At 62.1% G+C, this 20,602-nt stretch carries 23 protein-coding genes; 5 read left to right on the top strand and 18 right to left on the bottom strand.

Features of this window, described 5'->3' with window-relative positions; all coding sequences use genetic code 11:
* Positions 1-9 precede the first annotated feature (9 nt).
* The 6 genes from J3P75_RS11745 to J3P75_RS11770 all read right to left on the bottom strand — a co-directional run bounded on the left by J3P75_RS11745 (position 10) and on the right by J3P75_RS11770 (position 4,705).
* A complete protein-coding gene (locus J3P75_RS11745) occupies positions 10-933 on the bottom strand; it encodes a LysR family transcriptional regulator (RefSeq protein WP_434710591.1) in 924 nt (307 codons plus the stop codon).
* Between the two features lie 93 nt (positions 934-1,026).
* The gene (locus J3P75_RS11750) at positions 1,027-1,737 is read right to left on the bottom strand and encodes an SDR family NAD(P)-dependent oxidoreductase (RefSeq protein WP_434710592.1); all 711 of its coding nucleotides are present in this window, start codon (positions 1,735-1,737) and stop codon (positions 1,027-1,029) included.
* Between the two features lie 50 nt (positions 1,738-1,787).
* Entirely contained in the window at positions 1,788-2,444 is a 657-nt protein-coding gene (locus tag J3P75_RS11755) for a DsbA family oxidoreductase (RefSeq protein WP_434710594.1), read from the bottom strand.
* Entirely contained in the window at positions 2,441-2,656 is a 216-nt protein-coding gene (locus tag J3P75_RS11760; RefSeq protein ID WP_208940829.1) for a tautomerase family protein, read from the bottom strand. Before J3P75_RS11760 ends, J3P75_RS11755 begins: the two co-directional genes overlap by 4 nt.
* 160 nt (positions 2,657-2,816) lie before the next feature.
* Complete coding sequence (locus J3P75_RS11765; protein WP_434710597.1) at positions 2,817-3,512, bottom strand: tRNA (adenine(22)-N(1))-methyltransferase; 696 nt, start codon at positions 3,510-3,512, stop codon at positions 2,817-2,819.
* Between the two features lie 143 nt (positions 3,513-3,655).
* Positions 3,656-4,705: an NAD(P)-dependent alcohol dehydrogenase gene (locus J3P75_RS11770; protein WP_434710599.1), complete on the bottom strand. Its 1,050-nt coding sequence runs from the start codon at positions 4,703-4,705 to the stop codon at positions 3,656-3,658.
* 223 nt (positions 4,706-4,928) lie between these two features.
* Here J3P75_RS11770 and J3P75_RS11775 point away from each other — a divergent pair, with 223 nt between their 5' ends.
* Positions 4,929-5,855 (top strand): Gfo/Idh/MocA family protein, encoded by a 927-nt coding sequence (locus tag J3P75_RS11775; RefSeq protein ID WP_434710600.1) that lies wholly within the window; start codon positions 4,929-4,931, stop codon positions 5,853-5,855.
* Positions 5,856-5,913: 58 nt separating this feature from the next.
* On the opposite strand, the gene J3P75_RS11780 is transcribed toward J3P75_RS11775, so the two are convergent.
* Complete coding sequence (locus J3P75_RS11780) at positions 5,914-6,153, bottom strand: hypothetical protein (RefSeq protein ID WP_434710602.1); 240 nt, start codon at positions 6,151-6,153, stop codon at positions 5,914-5,916.
* 176 nt (positions 6,154-6,329) lie between these two features.
* On the opposite strand from J3P75_RS11780, the gene J3P75_RS11785 reads away from it, so the two are divergent.
* Complete coding sequence (locus J3P75_RS11785) at positions 6,330-6,542, top strand: DUF2945 domain-containing protein (protein ID WP_434710604.1); 213 nt, start codon at positions 6,330-6,332, stop codon at positions 6,540-6,542.
* Positions 6,543-6,551: 9 nt separating this feature from the next.
* On the opposite strand, the gene J3P75_RS11790 is transcribed toward J3P75_RS11785, so the two are convergent.
* The 4 genes from J3P75_RS11790 to J3P75_RS11805 form a co-directional block, all read right to left on the bottom strand.
* Positions 6,552-7,814 carry an NAD(P)/FAD-dependent oxidoreductase gene (locus J3P75_RS11790; protein WP_434710606.1) on the bottom strand — a complete coding sequence of 421 codons (1,263 nt, stop codon included), beginning with the start codon at positions 7,812-7,814 and terminating at the stop codon, positions 6,552-6,554.
* Positions 7,815-7,885: 71 nt separating this feature from the next.
* Positions 7,886-8,833: a dihydrodipicolinate synthase family protein gene (locus tag J3P75_RS11795; protein ID WP_434710607.1), complete on the bottom strand. Its 948-nt coding sequence runs from the start codon at positions 8,831-8,833 to the stop codon at positions 7,886-7,888.
* Between the two features lie 55 nt (positions 8,834-8,888).
* The gene (locus J3P75_RS11800; RefSeq protein WP_434710609.1) at positions 8,889-9,815 is read right to left on the bottom strand and encodes a 4-hydroxyproline epimerase; all 927 of its coding nucleotides are present in this window, start codon (positions 9,813-9,815) and stop codon (positions 8,889-8,891) included.
* Positions 9,816-9,836: 21 nt separating this feature from the next.
* The gene (locus tag J3P75_RS11805) at positions 9,837-11,462 is read right to left on the bottom strand and encodes an APC family permease (protein WP_434710611.1); all 1,626 of its coding nucleotides are present in this window, start codon (positions 11,460-11,462) and stop codon (positions 9,837-9,839) included.
* Between the two features lie 231 nt (positions 11,463-11,693).
* Here J3P75_RS11805 and J3P75_RS11810 point away from each other — a divergent pair, with 231 nt between their 5' ends.
* A complete protein-coding gene (locus J3P75_RS11810) occupies positions 11,694-12,464 on the top strand; it encodes a helix-turn-helix domain-containing protein (RefSeq protein ID WP_434710613.1) in 771 nt (256 codons plus the stop codon).
* A gap of 27 nt (positions 12,465-12,491) precedes the next feature.
* Complete coding sequence (locus J3P75_RS11815; RefSeq protein WP_434710615.1) at positions 12,492-12,746, top strand: hypothetical protein; 255 nt, start codon at positions 12,492-12,494, stop codon at positions 12,744-12,746.
* A 38-nt stretch (positions 12,747-12,784) separates the two neighbouring features.
* Here the strand turns inward: J3P75_RS11815 and J3P75_RS11820 are convergent, their stop codons facing one another.
* The 4 genes from J3P75_RS11820 to J3P75_RS11835 form a co-directional block, all read right to left on the bottom strand.
* Entirely contained in the window at positions 12,785-13,381 is a 597-nt protein-coding gene (locus J3P75_RS11820; RefSeq protein ID WP_434710616.1) for a LysE family translocator, read from the bottom strand.
* Between the two features lie 54 nt (positions 13,382-13,435).
* Positions 13,436-14,272, bottom strand: coding sequence for an AraC family transcriptional regulator (locus J3P75_RS11825; RefSeq protein WP_434710618.1), 837 nt, complete (start codon positions 14,270-14,272; stop codon positions 13,436-13,438).
* Between the two features lie 102 nt (positions 14,273-14,374).
* On the bottom strand, positions 14,375-15,274 hold the full coding sequence (locus J3P75_RS11830) for an EamA family transporter (RefSeq protein WP_434710619.1): 900 nt from the start codon (positions 15,272-15,274) through the stop codon (positions 14,375-14,377).
* Between the two features lie 74 nt (positions 15,275-15,348).
* Positions 15,349-16,605 (bottom strand): MFS transporter, encoded by a 1,257-nt coding sequence (locus tag J3P75_RS11835; protein ID WP_434710620.1) that lies wholly within the window; start codon positions 16,603-16,605, stop codon positions 15,349-15,351.
* Positions 16,606-16,750: 145 nt separating this feature from the next.
* On the opposite strand from J3P75_RS11835, the gene J3P75_RS11840 reads away from it, so the two are divergent.
* Positions 16,751-17,206, top strand: coding sequence for a winged helix-turn-helix transcriptional regulator (locus J3P75_RS11840; protein ID WP_434710622.1), 456 nt, complete (start codon positions 16,751-16,753; stop codon positions 17,204-17,206).
* 16 nt (positions 17,207-17,222) lie between these two features.
* On the opposite strand, the gene J3P75_RS11845 is transcribed toward J3P75_RS11840, so the two are convergent.
* The 3 genes from J3P75_RS11845 to J3P75_RS11855 form a co-directional block, all read right to left on the bottom strand.
* On the bottom strand, positions 17,223-19,607 hold the full coding sequence (locus J3P75_RS11845) for a DUF3772 domain-containing protein (protein ID WP_434710623.1): 2,385 nt from the start codon (positions 19,605-19,607) through the stop codon (positions 17,223-17,225).
* Between the two features lie 93 nt (positions 19,608-19,700).
* Positions 19,701-20,144, bottom strand: a complete 444-nt coding sequence (locus J3P75_RS11850) for a DUF6130 family protein (RefSeq protein ID WP_434710625.1) — start codon at positions 20,142-20,144, stop codon at positions 19,701-19,703.
* 137 nt (positions 20,145-20,281) lie between these two features.
* A complete protein-coding gene (locus J3P75_RS11855; RefSeq protein WP_434710627.1) occupies positions 20,282-20,569 on the bottom strand; it encodes a hypothetical protein in 288 nt (95 codons plus the stop codon).
* Positions 20,570-20,602 lie beyond the last annotated feature (33 nt).

A 20,602-nucleotide genomic window follows, 5' to 3' on the forward strand; every position in this document is an offset into this window, starting at 1 on the left:
TTCGCCAACCTAGGCGCTCGCCCACTCTTCCCGATACTGCAACAGAAAATCGACAAACGCGCGCACCCGCTGCGGCACATAACGGCCGTGCGGGTAGAGCAGGGTGTAAGGTCGTGAACGCCCGGCGTAGGGCTGCAACACCTCGATCAGGCTGCCGTCGGCCAGCTCTTTTTCGACGATGAACTTGTAGGTCTGAAACACCCCGGCGCCGTGCCTGGCGAGGGTCACGCCGCCAAGTACATCGTCGGAACAGGAGTAGCCGCCGTCGGACATGACTTCGCGGTCCTCACCGTTTTCCTGGAACAGCCAGGAGATGCGCCGGCCGCTACTCGGCAATTCGAACTGAATGCAGTCGTGCTGCACCAGGTCTTCAAGGGTGTGCGGTGTGCCGGCCTTGCGCAGGTAATCGGGAGAGGCGACCACCACCAGTTTCGCGTCTTCGAGCAGGCGCGCGATCATGCTTGAATCGGGCTGGGCGCGAACGCGGATAGCGAGGTCGTAGCCTTCGCCGACGAAGTCGATGTTGCGGTTGCCCAAGTGGATATCGACGCTGACCTGCGGATACAGCGCACGGAATTTTGGTAGCAGCGGCAGGATGCGGTGATGACCGTAGGTGGTCGGCAGGCTGATGCGCAACAGACCCGACGGCGTGGTCTGCGCGCCCATGACTTCCTGCTGTGCCTCGACCAGTTGGGTCAGGGCCTGGCTGCACTGGAGGAAGAAGTTGCGCCCGGCTTCGGTCAGGCGAATGCTCCGGGTGGTGCGGGCAAACAGGCGTGAACCCAAGCGTTGTTCCAGACGCAGAATCGACCGGCTGACAGCGGCTGGAGTGACCCCGGCCAGTTGCGCGGCGGCGGTGAAGCTGCCGGCCTCGGCGGCGAGGCAGAACAGTTCGATACTGCCCAACTGCAGGTCATCAAAATGGCGCTTCATGTGGGGACACCGAGGTTTGCCTGACATGTGATCCTCGGTGTTATCTCACGAAGCGGCACCGCCGGTACACACCGGCGGTGCAGCGGGGAGCGATCAGTGCCCAGCGCTTTGGCCACCGTCAACGTGAAGGATTTCGCCGGTGACGAAGTTCGCCGTGTCGAGGTACAGAATCGCCTGGACGATGTCATCGATCTCGCCCATGTGGCCCATCGGGTGCAGGCTGCCAAGGGCGGCGTGGGTTTCTTCGCCGTGCATCGGCGTTTTGATGATGCCAGGCGACACCGCGTTGACCCGAATGCCACGCTTGGCGTACTCGATGGCCAGCGATTTGGTCGCTGCGTTGATGCCACCCTTGGTCAGCGAAGCGAGGACCGACGGCACGCCGTCAATCGCATGATCGACCAGACTGGTGGTGACACTGACGATGTGACCGCTGGCGTTCTTCTGCATTTCGGCGACAGCCAGTTGCGAGATGTAGAAGAAGCCGCTCATGTTGGTCGCCACGACCTGCGCATAGTCGGCGTGGCTGTATTCGGTGAACGGTTTGGCGACGAAGATCCCGGCGTTGTTGACCAGCGTATCGATCCGGCCAAAACGGCTCACCGCTTCACGGATAACCCGCTCGGCGGTTTGCGGGTCGGCGATGTCACCGGCGACGGCGAGAATGTCCGGGTCTGTCGATGGCTGGATCGAGCGCGAGGTCGCGACCACTTTGTAACCGCGCTCGCGGAAGCTTTTTACCAGACCTGCGCCAATGCCTTGCGAGGCGCCGGTGATCACTACAACTTTGTTGGACGTGTTCATGATGTTTCCTCTATGCAATCTGAATGGGTTGGATAGCGACTGGCAAAATCTCAGGCGTGCGCCGGAACCTGCGCGGCCTGGCGTAACGCTTGCTCGTAATAAGCGACGGACTGCGAACCGGCGATCAGCTGTTGGTCATCGATGACCATGGCCGGAACCGAGTCGATGCCGCGCCGCTGGTAAAACCGTTCGAGTTCACGCACTTCCTCGGCGAATTCGCCGTTCGCCAGCACAGCCTGCGCTCGCTGGCTGTCGAGGCCGACGGCGCCGGCCAGAGTGACCAGCGTGGCGTGGTCGTTCGGGTTCTGGCCGTCGCTGAAGTACGCCTTGAGCAGCGCTTGCTTCAGTTGGCGTTGCAGCCCTTGTGATGCGGCCCAGAACAGCAGGCGATGGGCATCGAAGGTGTTGTGAAAGTGGCTGCGTTTTTCCAGGTCGAAATGAAAACCGATCTGCGCGCCGCGCTCGATGATCATCGCGTTGCGGTCCGCCACTTGCTCGGCGCTGCGCCCGTATTTGCGCATCATGTGGGCAATGGCGTGCTCGCCTTCGGCGGGCATGTCCGGGTTCAGCTCGAACGGTTTGTAGGTCAGTTGCACCTCGACTTCGCCGGCCAGATTGCTGATCGCCTGTTCCAGCGCGGTGGCGCCAAGGGCGCACCAGGGGCAGACGACATCCGAGACGAAGTCGATTTTTACCGTGCGGCTCATGACTGCGAATCCGCCAGTTGCTTGCGGTACTCGGTGGTGCTGATGCCGGCATAGCCCCAGTTATCGGTGTCGACTTCTTCGATGACGATGTGGGTCAGGTGCGGGTCCTTGTGCAGCACGCGGGTCATGGTCTCGGTGATTTCCTGGATGACCTGGGCTTTCTGCTCGCGGGTGACGCCGTCGCGGGTGATACGAACGCTGATGAAAGGCATGTGAGCTATCTCCAGTCGCTGGCCCCTCGGAGTGAAGGGCCGCTGTTGGAGTGGACTTTAGGGGGCGGGGTTGAATTGATAAATGGGGCTTGCGGTACTTCATTTGTGATGCGGTGTATCTAATCAAAGCGTGCTGATCACGGTTCGAGGGGGAAGGAATTCAGGCGAGCAGTTCCTCGATCCAGCGCGTCTGTTGCGCGAGGGCTTCCAGCTTTTCCTGCGGCACGGTCTGCCGCGCCTGGGCGAGACGGGTCAGGGTTTTATGCTTGAGGCGCAGTCGGTGCTGCCATTTGCGGATGAAGGCCGGGCTGCGCGTCTGCATCTGCAGCGGGCCGAAGTACAGTTGCTGAGCGGTGTAGCTCACCGGGCCGTCGCGCTCGGCCACGATGACTTCGTAGTCGAAACGGTTTTCGTGCAGCACTTCTTCGCTGAGGATGCGGTAGCCGTGTTCCATCAGCCATTGGCGCAAGGGTTGTTCGCCGCCGTTGGGTTGCAGGATCAGGCGTTCCTTGCCGCTGAGGTGGGCCTTGCCGGCTTCAAGGATGTCGCGGATGGTTTCGCCGCCCATGCCGCAGACGCTGACAGCGGTGATGCCGTCGTCAGCGCTGATTGCCGCCAGTCCGTTGGCGCGACGCACGCTGATGTGCGCCTGCAGGCCGTTTTCACGCACCGTACGTTGCGCCGCCTGGAACGGCGTCAATGCGACTTCGCCCGCCACTGCTGCGCTGATCAGGCCGCGGCGCAGCAAGGCGACCGGCAGATAAGCGTGATCCGAGCCGATATCGGCCAGCCGCGCACCGACCGGCACGTGTGCAGCCACGCGCTCAAGGCGCAGGGACAATGTCTGTTCGTTCAACGGCAACCCCTTTCAACACCAGCCTGCGGCTCGACGGCAGGCAAAGGGGTGCGACTCTGGCGAGCCGCGCTTGAGCTGTCAAATTCCGCCGACAAAATCCCTGCGCCCATCGCCAGCGCCAGGCTGACGATGGGCGCGCGGGGTTAGCCGGCCAGCGTTGCGTTGTCGATCACGAAGCGATATTTCACGTCACCCTTGAGCATGCGTTCATAGGCGTCGTTGATCTGCTCGGCGCCGATCAGTTCGATGTCCGAAACGATGCCGCGCTCGGCGCAGAAATCGAGCATTTCCTGGGTCTCGGCAATCCCGCCGATCATCGAACCGGCGATGGTGCGGCGCTTGGTGATCATATTGAACACGTTGGGCGACGGGTGCGGCGAGGCGGGCGCGCCAACCAGCGTCAGGGCGCCGTCACGCTTGAGCAGGACCAGAAACGCGTCGAGGTCATGCGGCGCGGCGACAGTGTTGAGGATCAAATCGAAACTCTTGGCATGCGCAGCCATTTCCTCGGCGTTGCGCGACACCACCACTTCATCGGCGCCCAGAGCTTTGGCCGCGTCACGCTTGGAGTCGGAGGTGGTGAAAGCGACGACATGCGCGCCCATCGCGTGCGCCAGTTTGATACCCATGTGCCCCAGCCCGCCGATACCGACCACTCCGACTTTCTTGCCCGGGCCGGCGTTCCAGTGGCGCAGCGGCGAGTAGGTGGTGATGCCCGCGCACAGCAGTGGCGCGACAGCCGCCAGTTGCGCCTCGGGATGGCGGATGCGCAGGACATAACGCTCGTCCACGACGATGTTTTGCGAGTAACCACCCAGCGTCCAGCCCGGCTCATCCGGGGTCGGGAAGTTGTAGGTGCCGATCATGCCGTCACAGTAGTTCTCCAGCCCGCTTTCACAGTCGTCGCAGTGTTTGCAGCTGTCGACGATGCAGCCGACGCCGACCAGATCACCGACCTTGAAGTCCGCAACATGCGCCCCCACCGCCGCAACCCGGCCGACAATTTCATGACCCGGTACGCAAGGGAATTGCGTGCCGGCCCATTCGGCGCGGACCTGATGCAGGTCGGAGTGGCAGATGCCGCAGAAGGCGATGTCGATCTGTACGTCGTGGGCGGCTGGCGCGCGGCGCTTGATCTGCAGCGGCTCAAGGGGTTTGTCGCCGGCGTGGGCACCGTAAGCGTGTACAAGCATGGGAACATCCTCCATCGGTTTATCGTGAGGTTATTCTTGCGGGTATGGCGTGTCCGGTCATGGTGCAATCCTGTGCGATGCTTGCCTGATCCTGCGAGGCGCCACTGGCCTTGTGAGTTTGTGACGTTGCGCCGACAGACGCTCAGGCGATTTGCAGGTAATCTGCCGACGCGCTGACTGAAACGCGTCAGCTGACTAAAACAAAACAAAAGCGGAGTCATTGATGCAACCAATCCGTCTCGGTCTGGTGGGCTACGGCAAGATTGCCCAGGATCAACACGTACCGGCGATCACCGCCAATCCCGGATTCCAGCTGGTCTCGGTCGCCACCCAAGGCAAACCCTGCGTCGGCGTCGAAAACTTCCAGTCATTGACCGAGTTGCTGGCCAACGGCCCGGCGGTCGATGCGATCGCTTTCTGCACACCACCGCAAGGTCGCTTCGCACTGGTCCAGGAAGCCTTGGCCGCCGGCAAGCACGTGCTGGTCGAAAAGCCGCCCTGCGCCACCCTGGGCGAGGCGCTGGCCTTGGTCGATCAGGCGCAGGCGCAAGGCGTCAGTGCCTTGTTTGCCTGGCACTCGCGCTACGCCCCCGGCATCGAAGCCGCCCGTGACTGGCTCGCCTCGCGCACCCTGCAAAGCGTGCAGATCGACTGGAAAGAAGACGTGCGCAAATGGCACCCCGGCCAGACGTGGATCTGGCAACCCGGCGGCCTCGGCGTGTTCGATCCGGGCATCAACGCCTTGTCGATCGTCATCCACCTGCTGGCGCTGCCACTGTTTGTCGAAGCCGCCGAGTTGCGCGTGCCGAACAACTGCCAATCGCCGATTGCCGCCTCGATCAAAATGTCCGACGCACGCCACCTCGACGTCCGCGCCGAATTCGACTTCGACCACGGTCATGACGAACTGTGGAGCATCGAAGTGCGCTGCGCCGAGGGCGTGCTGCGCCTCGATAACGGCGGCGCGCTGCTGAGCATCGATGGGGTGCGCCAGACGGTCTCGGAAGAGGGCGAATACGCCGCGGTGTATCGACACTTCCAGCAGTTGATCGTCGACAAGGCCAGTGACCTTGATGTGCAGCCGTTGCGCCTGGTGGCGGACAGTTTCTTTGTCGGTAGCCGGGTGGCGGTTGAGGCGTTTTACGACTAAGTCATCGATCCGTTCGCTTCGTGGCAGCGCTGCATAAGCACAGCGCTGCCACGTCGATTCAACGCGGGTTCGGTTGATCATCCATTTCCGCATTGTCGGTTTCCCGGCGCACCCGTTCCGGGTCGAGACCGGCGCTGTCATCGTCCAGCGGAATCTCGCCTTCGTTGTCGGGCAGTTCATCGATACCGCGATCCTTCATCGGATCGACTTCGGTGCGGCCCGGGCTCAACGGATCCGGGGTTGTCGGCAGCGGATCATGCTCACCACTACCGCCTTGCAGGTTCGGGTCGTTGTTCATTTCACACCTCTCGTCGTGCGCTGTTTTATCGGCGTACAGGTTGGAGGCGCAGGGAAATTGTGCCGTTCGATTTTTTCGCCTGCCGATGGTCGGCTGAGTCGTTGAAGCACGCTTTGTTGAATTTTCTCGGGCGCCAGAAGATCAACAGCACAACAATCCGACACGAGGAAATCGACATGAGCGCTTCATTCAAGGTCGGCGATGTGGTGCGCTGGAACTCCGAGGCCGGGGAGATTCACGGCACGGTGGTCAAGGTGCATACCCGCGATACTGAGTTCATGGGCCGCCATCGACCAGCCTCAAAAGACTCGCCGCAGTACGAGGTCAAGAGCGACAAGACCGGTCACTTGGCCATGCATCACGGCGAGGCGCTCAAGCACGTCAACTGACGCGTTCCATCAGAAACGCGCCAATCGATAACGATCACCCTTCGGCAAATCAGGCGCCGGGGTCGAAGCCGGGCAGGCCATCTGCACCAGCATTTCGGCAGTGACTGCCGCCTGGGTCAGGCCCAGGTGCTGATGACCGAACGCGAGCAACACTTTGCCCTCGCAAACCTGATCGATCACTGGCAGCGAGTCCGGCAGCGAAGGGCGAAAGCCCATCCAAGTCATTGCCGCTTCAGTGCTCAAATCCTCGCGAAACAGGCCCTGACTCAAACGGTGCAATTGCCAGGCGCGTTGCATATCGGCTGGCTTGTGCAAACCGGCGAATTCCACCGTGCCGGCCAGGCGCAAGCCGTCAGCCATGGGCGTCATGATGAACTTGCGTTCCAGCGAGGTGACAGGGAAGGGCAGTCGCCCGGTTTCATGCGGCAGCATCAGGTGATAACCGCGCTCGGTGTCCAGCGGGACTTTTACGCCGGTGAGGGCGGCGGTGAGTGGCGCCGAATGAGCGCCGCAGGCGATCAGCACGCGGCGGGCGCTGATTGGCCCGTTGTCGGTGTGCAGGCGAACGCCGTCGTCCTGCACCTGACCACCCGCTACCCGCTGCTGTAAAAAGCTCACGCCGCCAGCCTTGGCCGCATCGACCAACGCGGTCACTACGCGGTAGGGATCGATGAAATGCCCGGTGCGGGGGAAGAACAAGCCACCCTGAATCCGTTCGCTGAGTTGTGGCGCGGTGTCGCGAATGGCGCCGGCCTGCCAGACATCCACCGGCACTTGTTGCTGGTGCAACCTTTGCTGCAACGCCTCGATTGCCTGACGTGATTCGCCGCGTTCGTACACCAGTAATGAACCGTCGACCTTTAGCAAGTCGCTGCGCTGGATATCGCCGAACAAACGCTGCCACGCCGCCAGGCTGCTTTCATTCAGCGCACGCAAACCGGCGACCGTATTGTGGAATGGCTGCGCGCGCAGATTCAGCAACAACCGGGTGAACCACGGCAGCGCGCGCGGCAGGTAGCGCCAGTCCAGGCGCAACGGCCCCATCGGATCGAGCAGCATGCCCGGCAGGCGTTTGAGGATCGACACGTCGGCGATCGGGAACACCTGCTCGGTCGCAAGATGCCCCGCATTGCCGAACGAAGCGCCGTGGCCGGGCGGCTGCTGATCGATCACGACCACGCGCAACCCTTGGCGGGCCAGACGCAGCGCGCAGGCAACACCGATGATGCCGGCACCGACCACGGCGATGTCGTGCGCGGGGTTATTTGCCATGGTGGGTTCCTGAAAAAAGAGGAGAGACTGCCGCCAGCCCCAGGGCTGCGCGGCAGGTGCAATGGCGCAGGTCAGGCGAAGTCCTGCTCCGCCGACCAGTTTTCGTACCAGTGACGGAACAGCGCATATTGCTGTTCGGCGTAACGCCGTTGCGAGTCGCTCAAGGCGTCGGTTTCGTTGAAGTGCAGGGTGTATTCCTTATCGCCGTTGAGCACCATCAAATGCTTGTAATACAGGACCAGATCGCAGCCCTCATCGAACGATGACAACACCGCCAGTGCCGACTCCAGCTCCCGCGCTTGTCGCCGTGCCCGGGCGTCGCCGTTGGCCGCTTGCTTGCTCAGCGCCACCAATTGCAGCACTTCACGCGGCAGGGCGTTGCCGATGCCGGTGATCGCGCCGGTCGCGTTGCAGTTGACGAAACCGTGCACCACCTGGGTGTCGACGCCGACCATCAGGGTCACGTCATCGTCCTTGGAGGTGATGTTCTCGGCGGCGTAACGCAGGTCGGCGCCGCCGCCGAATTCCTTGAAACCGATCAGGTTGGGGTGCTCGCGCCGCAGTTCGAAGAACAGCTCGGCGCGGGTGGCGAAGCCGTAGTAGGGGCTGTTGTAAATCACCGCTGGCAAGTTCGGCGCGGCTTGCAGGATCGCCGAGAAATGCGCCTTTTGCGCCGCCGCGGAAGCGCCACGCGACAGCACTCGCGGAATTACCATCAGGCCTTGCGCGCCGACTTTGGCAGCGTGCGCGGCATGGGATATCGCCTCGCGGGAATTCACTGCGCCGGTGCCGACAATCGTCGGCACGCCGGCCGCGACCAGCCGCGCCACGCCTTGCTGACGCTCGGCTTCGGTGAGCAAAGGCCAGTCGCCCATCGAACCGCAATAGACTACAGCGCTCATGCCGATATCGACCAGCTCGCGACCCTTGGCCACCAGCGCGTCGAAGTCCGGGGTGCGCTGGGCGGTGCACGGGGTCATCAGGGCCGGCATGCAACCGGTGAAGATGTTGTCGCTCATTATTTTGACTCCTTGGCACAGCATTCAAAGTGAGGTGAAAAACCAGCGTGGCGACTCAGATGCCCCACGCGAACGGATCCTGTTCGTCGATCAGCAGGGTGCTGTCGGCGGTCATGTAGGCGCGGCCGGTGATGAACGGGCGAATGCGCTCGCCTGCCCATTCGAAGCGGCCTTCGAACTGGCTGCCGGTGATGCTCGCCTGCACCCAGAGTGCGCCGGGCTGCAACTTGTCGTCGGCAGCCAGGCAGGCGAGTTTGGCGCTGGTGCCAGTGCCGCACGGTGAGCGGTCATAGGCTTTGCCGGGGCACATGACGAAGTTGCGGCTGTCGGCCTCATCGTCATCGGCGAACAGTTCGATGTGATCGATGACCGCGCCGTCCTCACCGTAAATGCCCTGATCTTCAAGGGCTTTGAGCATGGCCCAGGTATAGGTGGTGAGGTGTTCGACGTGGTCCATGGTCAACGTCTGGCCGTGTTCGGAGACCAGGAAAAACCAGTTGCCGCCGTAAGCGATGTCGCCGCGTACCTGGCCAAAACCCGGCACGTCCACCGCCACCTGCTTGCGGTAGCGATAGGCGGGCACGTTGCCGAGGGTGACGCTGCCATCCTCGTGCAGGGTGGCGCTGACCGGACCTACCGGCGTGTCGATCCTGTGTTCGCCGGGCTGGATCTTGCCCAGGTACTGCAACGAATTGATCAGGCCGATGGTGCCGTGACCGCACATGCCCAGATAACCTGCGTTGTTGAAGAAGATCACCCCGCAGGTGGCATCCGCCGATACCGGCGGGCAATACAGCGCGCCGACCAGTACGTCGTTGCCGCGCGGTTCCAGCAGACAGGCGCGGCGCCACTGATCATGCTGGCTGCGCAGGGCATCGCGTTGTTCGGCGATGGTCGCGCCGGGCAGGGCGGGAAAACCGTCCATCACCAGCCGGGTGGGTTCGCCGCCGGTGTGCGAGTCGATCACGTGCAATCGTTTCATGGGCATGTCCCTTAAGTGATTTCAGTAGGCGCCGAGCGGGCACGAATGGACGTTGGTGCTGGCGGCGGCGACTTCGCTTTCCTCGTCGTCCTCGTCCAGACGCAGCAGATGCGCCGGCACACCGGTCGCCGCGCCCCAGTAATAAATACCGGTCGCGCAGGCCGCCACGACCAGCGTGTCGAACGGATGGGCGAGGATGCCGAGGCCACCGAACGTGCCGAGTTTCGACAGCACGATGGTCACCGCGTAGAAGGCGATCAGCCACGCCGAGGAGCGCACCTGCCGCGCCAGATTGAGGTGCGCGGTCGGCACAAAACGCGCGCAGAGCAGGTACACCACGAACATCAGGATCTGCAGGCCGAGCAGCCACGACACGGTGTTCCAGCCCGACCAGTAGACAATCAGCGCGGCGATTATGAACGACACCGGGCCGAGCACGCCCATGCACTTGACCCGGAATGGCCGCGGCAGGTCCGGCGCATTGCGACGCAGTGCGGCCACCGAAACCGGGGCCACGGCGTAGCTCAGCACCAGCGCGGCGGAGACCACATTGATCAGCGCCTCCCACGACGGGAACGGCAGGGTCCAGAACACCGACAGGGCGAAGGTCAGCCACAGCGCCGGGCGCGGAATCCCGGACTTCTCATCGATGTGGGTGAAAACCTTGAAGAACGTGCCGGTCTGCGCCCAGCCGTAGATCACCCGCGGCGTGGCGTTCATGTAGATGTTGCCGCAGCCGCTGGGCGAAATCACCGCGTCGGCAACCACCAGATACGCCAGCCAGCCGACACCCAGCGCCAATGCGATGTCGCGGTACGGCAGGGCGAATTCCTTGCTGACCCCGGCCCAGCCGTTGGCGAGAATTTCCGTGGGGATGCTGCCGAGAAAAGCCATTTGCAGCAGCACGTAGATCAGCGTCGACAGCAGCACCGAGAGGATCAGCGCGATGGGGATGGTGCGCTGCGGATTCTTCACTTCGCTGGCCACCGAGATGATTGGCGTCAGGCCCAGGTAAGCAAATATGATCCCGCCGGCCGACACCGCCATTTCCACGCCGGACAAGCCGAACGGGGCGAAACCCTGCACCTGGAAATTCTCCGGTTTGAAGAAGGTGAACAGCACGCCGATTACCAGCAGCGGCACGATGAACTTGAAAATACTCACCAGATTATTCGCCTTGGCGAAGGTCTTGACGCTGCGGTAGTTGAGCAGGAAAAACACACAGAGCAGGCCGAACTGCACCAGCCAGCCGAGTATCGTCGGGTCGCCGCTGCCGGCCTTGGTCAGGCCGGGAAACCACGCCGCCGCGTATTGGCGCGAAGCGACCACTTCGATCGCCACCAGGCTGGAAAACGCGATCAGCGTGATGAAGCCCATCAGGTAGCCGAGCAACGGCCCGTGCGAATACACCGGGTAACGCACCACGCCGCCGGCGCGGGGCAGTGCAGCACCGAGCTCGCAATACACGATGCCCAGCAACAGCACGGCAAACCCGCCCAGCAACCAGGAAAAAATCCCCGCCGGGCCGGCAATCGCCGAAACGTGACTGGCGGCGAACAACCAGCCGGAACCGAAGATTGCACCGAGCCCGATGAACGTGAGGTCGATCAGTGAAAGCTGTTTTTTGAACTTGCCTTGGCCTGACATGGCATCGCCTTCTTGTGAGTTATTGGATAGGCAGTTGCGTCACTCGCACGTGCAGACTTTGCACCTGACAACCGAGCAGCGATTGATGTTTTAGCGCGGCATCGATGACGAATTCAGCACAATGGGGCTGCTGGAACGCCACGCTCGTCAGGCTTCTGGCGATGTTGCAATCTGCACGCGACCGCCGCAGATCGGGCGCCTGGCCGATCCACGAACCGAGGACTCTCTTTGATGCACAGCGCGCTTTCGATCCTGGCCCAGGGCGACAACGGCCAGCGCCCGCACACCCTCGAAGACCTGGTGGCCAGCGCCGCGCTGCTGTTACCGATGCTCGACGTGATTCCCAACGCGGCGATTTTCATCAAGGATCTGCAAGCGCGATATGTCCTCGCCAATCGCACGCTGGTGCAGCGCTGCGGCTTGAAGGATTTGCGCCCGTTGCTCGGCAAGACCAGTGCGCAGGTGTTCCCGGCGCAACTGGGGCCGGGCTACACCGAGCAGGATCGCAAAGTGCTGGAAGAAGGGTTTGTGCTGCAGGATCAGCTCGAACTGCATCTGTATGGCAGCCGCGAACCGGGCTGGTGCCTGACGTACAAACAGCCGCTGTACAACCGTGACGGAGAAATCATCGGCCTGGTCGGGATTTCCGTGGACCTGCAATCAGCCAGCGAAACCCACCCGGCGTTCGAGCGTTTGGCGGCGGTCGACGAGCACATCCGCGCCAACTTCAATCGCCGGGTGACGCTGGGCGAACTGACGCGCATCGCCGGCATCTCCGTGGCGCAACTGGAGCGCTATTGCAAACGCGTATTCCATCTGACGCCGCGGCAGATGATCCAGAAAGTCCGCCTGGAACACGCGCATCGCTTGCTGCACACTGATTTGCCAATCACCGACGTGGCGCTGCAATGCGGCTACACCGACCACAGCGCCTTCACTCGCCAGTTCAAGGCCTCGACCGGGTTCACCCCGCGCGAGTATCGGCAGGCGACGGCGCACTGATCATCTGCTAAGGAAGCGAGAAAAATAGTGAATCATGAACTGTGGCTGGAGCCTGATGGCTCAGAATTGTTCGTTGTATCCGGGCCTCATGGTGAAGAGGCGCGAGCGCTGCTTGAACCGGGATCGAAGCTCGTTTGGGAGGTCTCCGCCAATAGCTATTTCGACGCGATGACCAAGTACTACGAGTACATGGATTGGGGAATATGGACGACCGACTTTCCAGAGCACGATAAAACCAGTTATCGAGATCTCGGTTGGGACACCAGTCCAGAAGGTCAATAAAATCAGTATTGCATCTGCAGAAGCTTGTACAGCGTGTTTCAGATCAGAATGGTGAGCCATGCCGACAGCAGCAATAACAGCGCCAGTACCGCGTTCATGCGTTTGAACGCTTGTGGGGAGCCGATCAATCGCCTGCTGCCCACTCCGAGCAGCGCCCACAAGGTCATGCACGGCAGCGACACCAACAGAAAGGCCAGCGACAGCACCAGCAGACGCAAGGTCTTGTCGCCGCCGCCCACGAACACGCTGACCACCGCCACGGCCATCATCCACACCTTCGGATTGACCAGTTGCAGCAGCGCCGCGCCGAAGACGCTCAGGCCTGAATCCTGTTGCTGAGCCGGATCCAGCGACGGCGGCGGGCTGCGAAAAATCTGCCAGGCCAGCCAGCTCAGCCAGAGCACGCCGCCCCAGGCCATGGCGTGTTGCACCAGCGGGTACCGCAACAGCGTTTCGCCGGCACCCAGGCCCACCATCAGCACAATCAGCGCCGCCGCAGTGCAGGCGCCGAAGATGATCGGCAGGGTGGCGAGCAGGCCCTGCCGGGAACTGTGGCTGAGCACCAGAATATTGGTTGGTCCGGGGGTGATCGAAGCGACGAAAGCGAACAGCAGAAAGGGCAGTAATGAGGCCATGATGCGCAGGTCCTGAAAGTTGAACAGGCCTGCATGATCGGCAGTCGGCGCGCCTCAGTCTGGAAGGTTTGAGCAGCGCTTGCGGTAGTCCGCCGGGGTCAATTGGTAGGCGCGGCGGAACCAGCGGCCCAGGTGACTCTGATCGGCAAACCCCAGCACACAGGCAACCTCGGCCGGCGTCTCACCGCGCGCCAGCAACTGCCGCGCCTTGGCCAGGCGCAACTGGATCAGATAGGCATGCGGGGCCAGGCCAAAAGCAGCCTTGAACGCGCGGCTCAGGCGAAACCGGTCGACCCCGCAAATCTTCGCCAGATCATCCAGGCCGATGTCTTCAAAGGCATGTGCGTGCAGATAATCCCGCGCGACCTGCGCCACCAGCGGCAGGCGCGGATCAATCGGCTGACGCTTGCGCCAGTCGAGGTGGCGGGTCAGCGAGCCGAGCAGTCCGTCGATGGCGGTCTGGCGGACGATGCGCAAATCGCCGTCGTGCAGGGCATGAAAGGCCTGGACAATCGCAGTGGCCAGACGCGGGTCGTGGCTCAGCGTATCGGCAAACCCCGGCTGACTGTTCGACGGCGCGTCTTCGTAAAGCGCATGCACTTCGCGCTCGAGCCAGTGCGGGTCGAGGTACAGCATCGAATAGGTAAAGCCGTCCTCGGTCGGCGCATGGCCGTCATGAATTTCCCCCGGTTCCAGCAGAAACACCTGGCCCGGCGTGCTGCGATGGCGCCTGCGCCGGCAATTGAATTGCTGCACGCCTTGCTCAGTGACGCCGACCAGAAAACTGTCGTGCCAGTGCGGGTCGTAGGCATGCCCTTCAAAGTGCGCGCGAATCGACTCGATGCCAGTGTCGACGTCCTGGGACAGCTCGATCCAGTTGCGTTTTTCCACGAGGCCTCCAGGGTTCGATTGGGCAACATGCGGCTGGATAAAATACCGCGCAATGGGCGCGGGCGTTTAGAAGATTTGTGCACAAACGGGCAGCGCAGCCTTTCAGGGTGCTGCCGATTCCGGGAACCGCGCGCGCAGGGCAGCGAACATGCGCTGGCCGTACAGACCCACCGCCAGCCCGAGCACGATCAGCGCAACAGCCAGCACCTTGCTGAGCGGTACGCTTTCGTTGAAGAGCAGCACCGACCCCAGCATGCCGAAAATCGGTACCAGCAGCGACAGCGGCGCGACCGTGGACACCGGATAGGTTTTTAGCAGCGAGTTCCAGATCCAGTAGGCGAACAGCGTGTTGGGGTAGACCTGAAACAGGATCGACAACACTGCGGTGCCGTCTACCTGATGGACGAACGCGGCATAACCGGCGCTGCCGTTGACCGCGTAATCGAGGGCAAACAGCGGGAGCGGTGCGAACGCGCTGGACCACACCAGAAAAGCAAATACATCGCGGGTGCTGGCCTTCTTGTTGATGATATTGGCGACACTCCACGAAGCGGCGCCGAGCAGTACCAACAGCACACCGGGCAGGCTCACCGAACCGTCACTGATGGTGATGATGCACAGCAAACCGCCCAGCGCGATCAGCATGCCCAGAAGCTGGAAACGGCTCAGCGCTTCCTTGAACACCCAGCTGCCGAGCACGATCGTAAAAAACGCACTGAACTGCAGAACCAGCGACGCGATGCCTGCTGACAGTCCGGCCTTTATTCCGAGGTTGACCACACCCCACAGACCGATGCCGAACACCAACCCGTAACCAACGATGTAGCGCCAGGCAACATCAGGCTTGCGGATAAACAAAATCGCCGGCAGCGCGCACAGACTGAAGCGGATGCCCGCCAGGATGAACGGGTCAACTGTGGCGAGGCCGAGTTTGATTACCGAGAAGTTCACGCCCCAGATGGCGGTTATCAGTACAGCCAGTGCTACGTGCAGTGGTTTCATCGATCAATTGCCCTGGAAGAAATGGAGGCTGTCGCAGCGACAGCCGGATTCGCAAAGAGGAAGCTTTGTCAGCGTCAGTCGCGGACGACCATCAGCAATAACCAGTACACCAACGCTGCGGCGCTAATCGCCGCACCCAAGACACAAACAGCGACCCAGCCAAAGTGCGCATAGGTGTAGGTGGCCGCTATCGCACCGAGGCCACTGCCGACCGAGTAGAAACACATATAGGCGCCGACCAGACGGCTTTGCGCATCCGGGCGTGCGGCAAAAATCAGGCTTTGGTTGGTGACGTGTACCGCTTGTACGGCGAAGTCCAGCAGCACCACACCCGCGACCATGGCCAGCAATGAGCTTTCGCCGAACGCGGTGGGCAGCCATGACAGGGTCAACAGCGCCAGGGCGATGCCAGTGGTGCGATTGCCGCGTCCCTGATCCGCCAGGCGGCCGGCCCGCGCGGCTGCCAGCGCACCGGCCACCCCGGCGAGGCCGAACAGGCCGATCTGTGTGTGCGTCAGCGACAGCGGTGGCGCGCTCAACGGCAATACCATCGAGGTCCACAGCACGCTGAAGGCGGCAAAGATCAGCAGGGCGAAGGTGCCTCTGACCCGCAGCGTGCGCTCGGTCAGGTACAGCTGAAACACCGAACGCAGCAACTGCCCGTAACTGCCGTTGGCCGGCGGCGTTGCGGAGGCGGGCAGGGTGCGCCACAACACCAGCGCCATGCCGATCATCAGCGTTGCCGAGACAAAATACACGCCACGCCAGCCGGCCAGATCGGCGACCACACCCGAAACGAAGCGCGCCAGCAAAATGCCCAGCACCACGCCGCTGGTGACCGTGCCGACGGCTACGCCGCGCTGTTCTGGGCTGGCCAGCGAGGCGGCATAGGCCACGACCACCTGCACCACCACCGCCATCAGGCCCACCAGCACCATGGCACCGAGCAGCATGCCCCAGTTGCCGGCGAGTCCCACCACACACAAGGCCACGGCCGACAGCAGCATCTGCGTAAGAATGAGTTTCTTGCGATCGAGCAAGTCACCCAGCGGCACTATGAACAACAATCCGACGGCATAGCCGGCCTGAGTCGCGGTGACAACGATGCCGATCGTGCCGGGCGACACGGCAAGGCTCGCCGCCATTGACTCCAGCAATGGCTGGGCGAAGTAGACGTTGGCCACGGCCATGGCGCAGGTGATTGCGAAGAGCAGGGTTTGATAGCGGCTGAGGGGCGCGGTGACACGCGAATGCGAAATCCGTGTCTGGCCTCCGCTCGCTTTCTTGGCTTCAACGTCCATTTTCAGCGGGGGATGTGGTTCGTACGGCATCAGTCCATCCTTGGTTCATGTGGTTTCGAATGAAAACCGATGCGTTGATTTTTAGCGATGTCGGTTGTTAAATGCAACCACATTGCGCAGAACGTTTTCGTCTGACGCCAGAACCTTTTTCAACCTTGCTTTCCCTGGGAGATTCATGGCCAGACAGACTTTACTGGCGCAGAGCGAATGCCCGGTCGCCCGAACACTTGAGGCCATTGGCGATCGCTGGGTGCTGATGATCATCCGCGACGCGTTCGACGATGTGCGCCGCTTCAGCGAATTCCAGAAGCGCCTGGGGTTGGCGAAAAACATCCTCACGGTGAAACTGAAAATGCTCGTCGAACTGGGCGTGCTGCAAATGCAGCCGGCCGCCGATGGCAGCGCCTACAAGGAATATGTGCTGACCGACATGGGCCGTGCGGTGTTTCCGATCGTCGTCAGCCTGCGCCAGTGGGGCGAGCGCTTTTTGTTCGCCCAAGGCGAAAGCCACTCGGTGTTGCTCGACAACGATTCAGCCGAACCGGTGGAAACCATCGCTGTGCGCTCCTCGTCCGGCAAGGTGCTGACGCCGGCCGACTGCCATCGACGTGTGGTCACGCGTAAAGGCTGATTGCCGGGGGGCTATATCAACTCGCCGCCGGCGGTTTCGCCAGCGCGATGCCCGCCGCACCCAGACGCTTCAAAATCTCAAACAACAGATCACTTTTAGTCACCCCGACAATCCTCGGGCTGGCCACATACCCGGTCACCGTCAGCGTGATCCCGTCCGGCGACAGCTTGCTGAAGCGCACGAACGGCGCCGGTTTATCCAGCAAGGTTTCGTTCTCGCGGTAGGTGTCGAGCAGCAGATCTTTCACCTGCTCAGGGTCGATGTCCAGCGGGAACATCAGCTCCAGCGATGCCACGCCTTGCGCGCTGCCGCCCAGGGTGACGTTGCGCAGGTTCTGCGAGATCAATTGCGAGTTGGGCACGATGACGATCGAGCGGTCGCTGAGCTGGATTTCCGTGGCGCGTACGTTGATCCGGCGAATGTCGCCTTCGACGCCGCTGATGCTGATCAGGTCGCCAACCTTCACCGGCCGTTCAGTCAACAGAATCAGCCCGGACACGAAGTTCTTCACGATTTCCTGCAAACCGAAACCGATACCCACCGATAAGGCACTGACGATCCACGCCAGATTGGTCCACTGCACACCCAGCGACGACAGGGTCAGCAGAATCACCAGCGCGTAACCGATGTTGGAAAACAGTGTGCTCAGCGACGCACACATGCCGGGGTCCATCTCGGTCTTGGGCAGGAATTCGTGGTCCAGCCAGCGACTGAGGGTGCGGATCAGCCAGATGCCGATAATCAAGGCCAGTACGGCGTTGAGCAGGTGCGCGGGGACGATGTTCAGCTTGCGCAGCCCGGCGCCGCCGAGGATGACCATGATGTTGCTCAGCAGTTGCCCGAGCGTGGTGCCGATGCCGCCGACGAACAGGCTGATCACCGCCAGCAACATCAGCGCGGCACGGCTGAAGCCGGACAGCAGGATCGCCACTTGATCGAGGCGCCGATCGCCGATGCCGAGCAGTTGCTTGAGTGCCTTGCCGCTGGCATGGCGGGGTGAAAACACGTGCTCGCAGAGGTCCTTGACCAGTTGGATCAGCAGGTAGAAACCGGACAGGACAATAAAACCCCAGACCAACTGATAACTGATGAACCGCGCCAGCGAAACGTAGCCGGCGAGCAGGGCCAGTGCCGAGACCAGAATCGAAACGCTGGCGACGGTGTAGATGATCCCGGCAAACGTGCTGTTGGCCGCCGCCGCATCGTTGGCCGCGACCAGCGCCTTGCGCACCTTGCCGACCCGCAGCAGCAACGTCAGGACAATCGCCAGCACAACCATCGCGATGATCCCGCGCCCGGTGATCACGATCTGACTGCTCATGCCGGTGGCGTTGCTGACCTGCACCAAAGTCACCAATACCAGCAACGTGCAGGAGAGGATGCGCGGGTAGGGCTTGAGCGCCAGAGCGACCGGATCGGCAATCGCCGGCAAACGCCACGAGGGATGCTCGGTCGACAGCAGCGCGCGGCTCAGACCGGTAATCAGCACGCAGGCATACACAACCTTTTCAAACTCTTCGGAGAAGGTTTGCAGCACTGGCGATAACGGCTGATGCCGGGTGCAGGCATAAAACAGAATTTGCAGGGCGATGCCGGTGGTGGCGATGGTTGCCAGCGCCGAGGCAAAGGCGAGCGCGCTGCGCCGCAGCCGTCCCTCCGGCACGCGATGAATGCACAGCCAGGTCAGGCCGCGCTCGGCCAGCCGGCGTCCGAATGTCCAGACGATAAAGGCCAGAAATACCAGCAGGCTGGTGTAAAAGCGCTCGCCGGGCAGCCACACGCTGGCCCAGGACAGACGTAGTTGGTCGACGAAAAACTGCAGTCGCTGCCGATCATCCGCGCTGGGATCGAGCAGCGGCAACCAGAAGCCGGGATGCAGAACGCTGTGGGTGCCCAACGTCAATTCGCTTTCCAGCAGCGTACGGCGAATACCGGCAATCTGGGTGATCAGGTCCGCGGCATTCTGCTTGAGCGCGGCAAGGCTTTTCAGGGTGCTGTCGAGTCTGGTTTTCTGCGCCGTCAACGTGGCTCGTTGAGCGATGATGTCGGCTTGCTCGGCGGCCACATCGGTGTCCGGCGCAGCCCCCAACACGCCCAGTTGCACCGCCAGTTGCGCCTGTTGCGGCAACAGCGCAGCCGACAATCGATCGATATCGAGAATGAACGTCTGGACCCGATCCTGCGGACCTTCGAGCTGGTTGTAATTGTTCGCCGCAGAGATCTGCTGCTTGAGCCCGTCGAGGCGCTGCTGCAAGGCTTGCAAATCGCTTTGCGCAATCACCGGCAATGGCGCGGTGGTAGTCGGCGCTGGCGCCGGCAAATCCTCCGCCCACAGCGCCAGGCTGCTGCTACCGAGCAGCGTGAGGGCGACCAACAACATCCATTTCAAGGCGTCGCGCATGGTGGGGCGGCTCGAATCGACCAGACAGTCTATGAGGGTAGGTGATCAACCCGAGAGCGGGGGAAAAGTTTGCGCGCCGGCCGCTGATTGCGCTCAGGGTTGATTGGCAGGCACGACGAAATTCACCGTCGTGCTGGTCAGCACGGTGTGCGTCGGATCGGCAATCTCCAGCAGTACCTTGTGCGCACCTGGCGTCAGGCCGACCAGGATGATCGGGTCTTCACTGGTGTGAGCCCAGGTACCTTTCCAGTCATCAACGGTGACATGCAGATGACCCAGACGCGGCGATACCGGCACTGCCGCTTTGCCGAACACCGGCATGATCCGCGTGTGTTCGGTGCGGTATTGAATGATCACCACGCCACGGGCCAGCGGCTCGGCGAGAGGCGGGTAGGCCATCAGCCTGGGCGCGGCTTCGGAAACCAGCGGCAGCAGGGCGGGTGGTTGCTGCGGGTCGACCTCGGTTTGCCCATGAGCGCTCATGGCAAGCAATAACGAAGCCGTCGGGGCGAGCAAAAATCGGAGAGCGAGGGACATGGTTTGTTTGCTCCCGCATGAGGTCACTCAAGGTTAGTTGAGCGCAGGCGGTTGCGTGGTGTTCAGCAACCCCTGAACGCAAAAAGCCCGACGGCGAGGTCGGGCTTTTCTTCGGTGACCGCAGTGAAACGCGGCATTCAGACGGCGCGGCGTTCGATCAGACGGTCAGAACCGCCTTCGGCTATAGCGTCGCTGAACAGCGGATCGGTTTCAGTGGCGGCTACGGCGTCGCTGAACAGCGGATCGGTTTCGGTCGCGGCGACGGCATCGCTGAACAGTGGATCGGTTTGTGTGGCAGCAGCGGTGCGTTGTTCCAGCAAGCGGTCGGAACCGCCTTCGGCCACCAGCGGCTGTGCAGGGGTAGCGGCGAAAGCGTTCAGTGCGAAGAGCGAGAAAGCGATGCTGAAAAGGGCTTGGCGTTTCATGATTGTGTGCTCCGTTGGGTAGTGGTTGGGTCT

The organism is Pseudomonas sp. R1-1 (genome assembly GCF_051132135.1).
Classification (GTDB): domain Bacteria; phylum Pseudomonadota; class Gammaproteobacteria; order Pseudomonadales; family Pseudomonadaceae; genus Aquipseudomonas.

What these genes read in the sequence shown, in the direction of transcription:
- J3P75_RS11745 (WP_434710591.1), bottom strand. Translation starts at nt 933, where the DNA reads ATGAAGCGCCATTTTGATGACCTGCAGTTGGGCAGTATCGAACTGTTC.
- J3P75_RS11750 (WP_434710592.1), bottom strand. Translation starts at nt 1,737, where the DNA reads ATGAACACGTCCAACAAAGTTGTAGTGATCACCGGCGCCTCGCAAGGC.
- J3P75_RS11755 (WP_434710594.1), bottom strand. Translation starts at nt 2,444, where the DNA reads ATGAGCCGCACGGTAAAAATCGACTTCGTCTCGGATGTCGTCTGCCCC.
- J3P75_RS11760 (WP_208940829.1), bottom strand. Translation starts at nt 2,656, where the DNA reads ATGCCTTTCATCAGCGTTCGTATCACCCGCGACGGCGTCACCCGCGAG.
- J3P75_RS11770 (WP_434710599.1), bottom strand. Translation starts at nt 4,705, where the DNA reads ATGCTTGTACACGCTTACGGTGCCCACGCCGGCGACAAACCCCTTGAG.
- J3P75_RS11775 (WP_434710600.1), top strand. Translation starts at nt 4,929, where the DNA reads ATGCAACCAATCCGTCTCGGTCTGGTGGGCTACGGCAAGATTGCCCAG.
- J3P75_RS11780 (WP_434710602.1), bottom strand. Translation starts at nt 6,153, where the DNA reads ATGAACAACGACCCGAACCTGCAAGGCGGTAGTGGTGAGCATGATCCG.
- J3P75_RS11785 (WP_434710604.1), top strand. Translation starts at nt 6,330, where the DNA reads ATGAGCGCTTCATTCAAGGTCGGCGATGTGGTGCGCTGGAACTCCGAG.
- J3P75_RS11790 (WP_434710606.1), bottom strand. Translation starts at nt 7,814, where the DNA reads ATGGCAAATAACCCCGCGCACGACATCGCCGTGGTCGGTGCCGGCATC.
- J3P75_RS11795 (WP_434710607.1), bottom strand. Translation starts at nt 8,833, where the DNA reads ATGAGCGACAACATCTTCACCGGTTGCATGCCGGCCCTGATGACCCCG.
- J3P75_RS11800 (WP_434710609.1), bottom strand. Translation starts at nt 9,815, where the DNA reads ATGAAACGATTGCACGTGATCGACTCGCACACCGGCGGCGAACCCACC.
- J3P75_RS11805 (WP_434710611.1), bottom strand. Translation starts at nt 11,462, where the DNA reads ATGTCAGGCCAAGGCAAGTTCAAAAAACAGCTTTCACTGATCGACCTC.
- J3P75_RS11810 (WP_434710613.1), top strand. Translation starts at nt 11,694, where the DNA reads ATGCACAGCGCGCTTTCGATCCTGGCCCAGGGCGACAACGGCCAGCGC.
- J3P75_RS11820 (WP_434710616.1), bottom strand. Translation starts at nt 13,381, where the DNA reads ATGGCCTCATTACTGCCCTTTCTGCTGTTCGCTTTCGTCGCTTCGATC.
- J3P75_RS11830 (WP_434710619.1), bottom strand. Translation starts at nt 15,274, where the DNA reads ATGAAACCACTGCACGTAGCACTGGCTGTACTGATAACCGCCATCTGG.
- J3P75_RS11835 (WP_434710620.1), bottom strand. Translation starts at nt 16,605, where the DNA reads ATGCCGTACGAACCACATCCCCCGCTGAAAATGGACGTTGAAGCCAAG.
- J3P75_RS11840 (WP_434710622.1), top strand. Translation starts at nt 16,751, where the DNA reads ATGGCCAGACAGACTTTACTGGCGCAGAGCGAATGCCCGGTCGCCCGA.
- J3P75_RS11845 (WP_434710623.1), bottom strand. Translation starts at nt 19,607, where the DNA reads ATGCGCGACGCCTTGAAATGGATGTTGTTGGTCGCCCTCACGCTGCTC.
- J3P75_RS11850 (WP_434710625.1), bottom strand. Translation starts at nt 20,144, where the DNA reads ATGTCCCTCGCTCTCCGATTTTTGCTCGCCCCGACGGCTTCGTTATTG.
- J3P75_RS11855 (WP_434710627.1), bottom strand. Translation starts at nt 20,569, where the DNA reads ATGAAACGCCAAGCCCTTTTCAGCATCGCTTTCTCGCTCTTCGCACTG.